Origin of the sequence: Microbacterium sp. BF1, assembly GCF_019279095.1 — a bacterium.
In the GTDB taxonomy this organism is placed as follows: Bacteria; Actinomycetota; Actinomycetes; order Actinomycetales; family Microbacteriaceae; genus Microbacterium; species Microbacterium maritypicum.
In genome coordinates, this window is record NZ_JAGYWT010000186.1 from 1 (window position 1) to 4,646 (window position 4,646).

Annotated in this window: 6 protein-coding genes and 1 pseudogene; 4 read left to right on the forward strand and 3 right to left on the reverse strand. The window is 66.6% G+C overall.

Annotated elements, in window-relative coordinates:
- The 4 genes from KZA10_RS08260 to KZA10_RS08275 all read left to right on the forward strand — a co-directional run.
- The coding region (locus KZA10_RS08260; protein WP_218682625.1) for a single-stranded DNA-binding protein at positions 1–385 on the forward strand (385 nt) is incomplete at its 5' end.
- A 78-nt stretch (positions 386–463) separates the two neighbouring features.
- Entirely contained in the window at positions 464–961 is a 498-nt protein-coding gene (locus KZA10_RS08265) for a hypothetical protein (protein WP_141386024.1), read from the forward strand.
- Positions 962–1,024: 63 nt separating this feature from the next.
- Entirely contained in the window at positions 1,025–2,704 is a 1,680-nt protein-coding gene (ettA, locus tag KZA10_RS08270) for an energy-dependent translational throttle protein EttA (RefSeq protein ID WP_017830677.1), read from the forward strand.
- 7 nt (positions 2,705–2,711) lie between these two features.
- Positions 2,712–3,197 (forward strand): thioesterase family protein, encoded by a 486-nt coding sequence (locus KZA10_RS08275; protein WP_055868397.1) that lies wholly within the window; start codon positions 2,712–2,714, stop codon positions 3,195–3,197.
- 84 nt (positions 3,198–3,281) lie between these two features.
- On the opposite strand, the gene KZA10_RS08280 is transcribed toward KZA10_RS08275, so the two are convergent.
- The 3 genes and pseudogenes from KZA10_RS08280 to KZA10_RS08290 form a co-directional block, all read right to left on the reverse strand.
- Positions 3,282–4,172: an acyl-CoA thioesterase II gene (locus tag KZA10_RS08280; RefSeq protein WP_141386025.1), complete on the reverse strand. Its 891-nt coding sequence runs from the start codon at positions 4,170–4,172 to the stop codon at positions 3,282–3,284.
- A gap of 41 nt (positions 4,173–4,213) precedes the next feature.
- Positions 4,214–4,483: a hypothetical protein gene (locus KZA10_RS08285; RefSeq protein ID WP_218682626.1), complete on the reverse strand. Its 270-nt coding sequence runs from the start codon at positions 4,481–4,483 to the stop codon at positions 4,214–4,216.
- A gap of 37 nt (positions 4,484–4,520) precedes the next feature.
- Positions 4,521–4,646: pseudogene (locus tag KZA10_RS08290) on the reverse strand (class I tRNA ligase family protein); the annotation flags it as partial.

Sequence of the window (4,646 nt, forward strand, 5' to 3'; positions counted from 1 at the left end):
GACCCAGACGTGGACGGACTCCGGGACCAACTGGTTCTCCGTGGCCGCATTCCGACAGCTCGGCGAGAACGCGAAGGCGTCACTGCGCACCGGTGACAGCGTGATCGTGACCGGTCGCCTGAAGATCCGAAACTGGGAGAGCAACGGCAAGCACGGCACCAGCGTCGACATCGAAGCGGATGCGATCGGACATGACCTGCGGTGGGGGACGACCGCCTACCGACCGCAGGCGCGTGCGCAGGCGAGTGCCACGGAGACGTCAACCGACTCCGCGGACGCGTCATCCGGCCATGAGGGAGTCGGCGGCCCCGATGAGGAGAAGGACTCCTCGACGATCGACCTCTCCTGGGCTGATCCGGAGGCGGAGATGACGGGGAGGGGCTGACCTGCCGAGTTCGGAGAGATGAGGGCGCGGGCCGGCTGCTCGGGCGAGACGAAGGGGAAGGCGACGTAGACTCGGCACGTGCTTCGTCGATCGGTCCTCTCGCCCGCGCGTGCAGCCGGCGTCCTCGCCGCCACGGCTGCGGCCGCCCTCCTTCTCTCCGGGTGCACGCCGAGCCCCGCTCCGTCACCTTCCCCGTCGGTCTCCGCCTCGCCCGGTGCGGAGTCGACGATTCCCGCGGCCCCCGTCCTGGTGCCCGATGGCACCGCCGAGGAGAACCTGCCTGTGTTCACGGCGACCGCGGAAGGCATCTGGGCGACCGATCAGCGGGGGCTCGGTCGCGCCTACATCGACGCCCTGATCACTGCAGGGTTCGATCGCGAGGCGATGCAGGTGACCCAGGATCAGACCACGGTAGGGAATCCGGCGGAGAGTCTGCAGTTCTCCGTGCGCTGGGGCGACGATGAGTGTCTCGTCGGCCAGGTCGGGCCCTCGACGGGGCAAGTCGTCACCGCGGTTCTCCCGCAACTCGCCGAGGGGCGCTGCCTCATCGGCGCCACACGTCCTATCGACTGGTGACACGCCAGGGGGCCGGTAGGCTGGAGTGTCGATCTTCGACGCCAACAGAAGGAGCGGTTTTCGGTGGCTGAGTACATCTACTCGATGGTTCGTGCGCGCAAGGCAGTGGGCGAGAAGCTCATCCTGGACGACGTGACCATGGCGTTCCTCCCCGGGGCCAAGATCGGTATGGTCGGCCCCAACGGCGCCGGTAAGTCGACCATCCTCAAGATCATGGCGGGTCTGGACACCCCCTCGAACGGGGAGGCGAAGCTCTCTCCGGGGTTCACCGTCGGCATCCTCATGCAGGAACCGGAACTCGACGAGACGAAGACCGTGCTCGAGAACATCCAGGACGGCATCGCGATCAAGGCGAAGCTCGACCGCTTCAACGAGATCTCGGCACTCATGGCCGATCCCGATGCCGACTTCGACGCTCTCCTGGCGGAGATGGGTTCGCTTCAGGAAGAGATCGACGCGGCGGACGGCTGGGACCTCGACTCGCAGCTCGATCAGGCCATGGATGCGCTGCGCACCCCTCCGGGCGACGCGGCGATCGCCCCGCTCTCCGGTGGTGAGAAGCGTCGCGTGGCGCTGGCGAAGCTGCTCCTGCAGAAGCCTGACCTCCTGCTCCTCGACGAGCCGACCAACCACCTCGACGCCGAGAGCGTGCTGTGGCTCGAGCAGCACCTGCAGGCCTACAAGGGTGCCGTCATCGCAATCACCCACGACCGGTACTTCCTCGACCATGTGGCCGAGTGGATCGCCGAGGTCGACCGCGGCCGCCTGATCGGCTACGAGGGCAACTACTCGACCTATCTTGAGAAGAAGGGCGAACGCCTCGAGATCCAGGGCAAGAAGGACGCCAAGCTCGCCAAACGCCTCAAAGAGGAGCTGGAGTGGGTCCGCTCGAGCGCGAAGGGGCGTCAGACCAAGTCGAAGGCGCGTCTCGCTCGCTACGAGGAGATGGCGTCCGAGGCTGAGCGCACCAGGAAGCTGGACTTCGAGGAGATCCAGATCCCCGCAGGACCGCGTCTCGGTAGCGTCGTCATCGAGGCCAAGAACCTGAAGAAGGGCTTCGACGGACGCTCGCTCATCGATGGACTCAGCTTCAGCCTGCCGCCGAACGGCATCGTCGGTGTCATCGGCCCGAACGGTGTCGGAAAGACGACGCTGTTCAAGACCATCGTCGGCCTCGAGCCGCTCGACGGCGGAGATCTGAAGATCGGCGAGACGGTCAAGATCAGCTACGTCGACCAGTCGCGCTCCAACATCGACCCGAACAAGACGCTGTGGGAGGTCGTCTCCGACGGCCTCGACTACATCACCGTCGGCAAGACCGAGATCCCGTCCAGGGCGTACGTCTCCAAGTTCGGCTTCAAGGGTCCGGACCAGCAGAAGAAGGCAGGCGTGCTCTCCGGTGGTGAGCGCAACCGCCTGAACCTCGCGCTGACGCTCAAAGAGGGCGGCAACCTGCTGCTCCTCGATGAGCCGACCAACGACCTCGACGTGGAAACCCTGAGCTCGCTCGAGAACGCGCTGCTCGAATTCCCCGGCTGCGCCGTGGTCATCACCCACGACCGGTGGTTCCTGGACCGCATCGCCACGCACATCCTCGCCTACGAGGGGACCGATGAGAAGCCTGACCAGTGGTACTGGTTCGAGGGCAACTTCGAGGCCTACGAGGAGAACAAGATCGAGCGCCTCGGAGCGGATGCGGCCAAGCCGCACCGCTCGACGCACCGCAAGCTGACGCGCGACTGAGGCTGTCGTGACCGCATCGCCGGGGCCCCGTCTGCACATCCCGATCCAGCTCCGCTGGGGCGATCTGGATGCGTTCAACCACGTCAACAACACCTCGATGCTGAAGCTGCTCGAGGAGGCTCGTGTGCGAGCGTTCTGGCGTGCGGGCCCCGGCGAGGAGGCCCCCTCGACGGCAGTGCTCGACTCGGGCATCGACGAGGGCATCCTCACGCTCATCGCTCGCCAGGAGATCGAGTACCTCGCACCCGTGCCGTACCAGCGGCGACCGCTCGAGGTGCAGATGTGGTTCGGGAAGCTCGGCGGGTCCAGCGTCGAGGTCTGCTACGAGGTGCACAACGACCCGACGGCAGACCCTCGTCAGATCTATGCGCGATCGACGGCGATCATCGTGCTCGTCGACGCGAAGACCGGACGCCCCACCCGCCTCACGCAGGAGATGCGCGACGCCTGGGAGCCGTACCTCGGAGAGTCGATCCAGTACAGCCATCGCTGAGCCGCTCGCGGTCAGCGGGCGACGAGGGGCACGTGAGACTGTGCCTGGCGAGTCGGTCGGGAGCGGGTGTTCCCGACCGACGTATCACTCCTGGCCGTCGGGGACCCGGATCATGATCTCCTGGGCGACGCTCGCCACGAGGGCCCCGTCGCGCGTGAAGATCCGTCCGGTGGCGAGCCCTCTGCCGCCGCGGGCGTTCGGCGACTCCTGCACGTACAGCAGCCACTCGTCCACGCGCGCAGGCCGGTGCCACCACATCGCGTGATCGAGGCTGGCGACCTTGAGACCGGGGAGCGCCCAGTAGACGCCGTGGGCGCGGAGGATCGACTCCTGGATCGTCATGTCGCTGAGGTAGGCGAGGGCCGCCCTGTGCAGACGCTGGTCGTCGGGTAGCGGCGCGCGAAGACGCATCCACACGGCCTGCTGCGGCGTGCGCGCATCGTCGCTCGGCAGATACAGAGGCGAGTCGACGTGGCGGATGTCCGCGGCACGCTCGCTCAGCATCCGTGCGGTGCCGCCGGGGAGACCCTGAACCCGATTCTCGTCCGGTGCGAGTTCCTCAGGAGCGGGAATGCCATCGGGCATCGGCTGTGCGTGCTCGACGCCCGGGTCGGCGTCCTGGAAGGAAGCGATCATCGAGAAGATGGGCACACCGTTCTGGTAGGCCTGGGCACGACGCGTGGAGAACGAGCGTCCGTCATGGATGCGGTCGACGGAGATCGTGATGCCCTGACTCGCGTCGCCTGGACGAAGGAAGTAGCCGTGCATCGAGTGCACCGCACGGTCTTCGGGAAGGGTGCGCTCCGCAGCCAAGAGCGCCTGGGCGAGAACCTGTCCGCCGTAGATCCGGCCGGTGGGCATCGGGTGTGAGGAGCCGGTGAAGATGTCCTCCGTCGTCCGTGCCTGCGTTGAATCGAGATCGATAACCTCGAGCAGTCGCTCGACGGTCTGGATGGCGTGGTCTTCCGCGCTCATGGATTCCTCTCTGCGCCCCGGGGCGCCGCTCCGTTGGTAGTTTAGAACGCGTGCCGCATCACCTTCTCCTCGCCGACTCCCACACGGCGAAAGACGTCCTGACGTTCGTGGGCCGAGCGGCCAGGATCACCGACGAGGGCGTGCGGCTGCAGGCGGCCGGCGGCGTACTCGCCCTCACGACCGCGGCGCTCGCCCCCCACGGCCTGTTCGATCAGACACCGACGATCCTCGCTATGCGCATCGTGCATGCTGATCCCGAGCTCGAGTGCGATGTCGTCGTCGATCAGCTCACGAAGACCGACGAGCCACACCGCCTCGAGCTCCCGGACACCGGACTCTCGCCGGCAAGATGTAGCCGCGGTCGTACAGGCGCTGGAAGAACGTCTGCACGTTCGTCTCGTGGCGCTCCTGCGTGGTGCGGATGAAGTCGTCGTTGGCGACGTCGAGCGTCGTCAGCAGCGGGAACCAGCTCTC